At 63.5% G+C, this 838-nt stretch carries 1 protein-coding gene; it reads left to right on the top strand.

All coding sequences use genetic code 11. The features are described 5' to 3' along the window. Positions 1-2 precede the first annotated feature (2 nt). A complete protein-coding gene (locus JKG68_RS32665; protein ID WP_202066622.1) occupies positions 3-785 on the top strand; it encodes a Bax inhibitor-1/YccA family protein in 783 nt (260 codons plus the stop codon). Positions 786-838: the final 53 nt, after the last annotated feature.

The following is an 838-nucleotide window of genomic DNA, read 5'->3' on the forward strand; positions in this document are numbered from 1 at the left end:
CGATGCAACCGTATGAGCAAAACCAAACCGCCTATGGCACCGGCTTTGCCCGGACGGCAGCACAGGTCGACCAGGGCCTGCGCACCTTCATGCTCGGCGTCTACAACAACATGGTCCTGGGTCTTGCCATCTCGGCCCTGGTCGCGCTCGGCATCAACATGCTCGCCACCACCAGCGATCCGTCGCAAGCGGTCGCTCGCATGGGTGGCGTCGGTCTGACGCAGTTCGGCGCGACCCTGTATGGCTCGCCCCTGATGTGGGTTGTGGCGCTGGCGCCTCTGGCCTTCATCTTCTTCTTCACCTTCCGCATGGATCGCATGTCGGCGGCGTCTGCCCGCGGCACCTTCTTCGCCTTTGCGGCGGTGATGGGCGCCTCGCTCTCGACGCTGCTGATCCGCTACACCGGCGCAAGCGTCGTGCAGGTGTTCTTCATCACGGCGGCGTCCTTCGGCGCGCTGTCCCTGTGGGGCTACACCACTCGCCGCAGCCTGTCGGGCATGGGCTCCTTCCTGATCATGGGTCTCGTCGGCCTGATGATCGCCTCGATCGTGAACATCTTCGTCGCCTCGAGCGCGCTCCAGTTCGGCATCTCGGTGATCGGCGTTCTGATCTTCGCAGGCCTCACCGCCTACGATACCCAGAAGCTGAAGGAGATGTACCTGTACGGCAACTTCGACACGGAAGCCGCCGCCAAGGTCTCGGTGTTCGGCGCCCTGACCCTGTACCTGGACTTCATCAACATGTTCCAGTTCCTCCTGGCTCTCGTGGGCAACCGCAACGAGTAAGGACGAGCGGAGCAGATGCTCCCCAAGCCCCGGCCGAAAGGCCGGGGCTTTTT

This window comes from Microvirga aerilata (assembly GCF_016743775.1).
Lineage (GTDB): Bacteria > Pseudomonadota > Alphaproteobacteria > Rhizobiales > Beijerinckiaceae > Microvirga > Microvirga aerilata.

What these genes read in the sequence shown, in the direction of transcription:
- JKG68_RS32665 (WP_202066622.1), top strand. Translation starts at nt 3, where the DNA reads ATGCAACCGTATGAGCAAAACCAAACCGCCTATGGCACCGGCTTTGCC.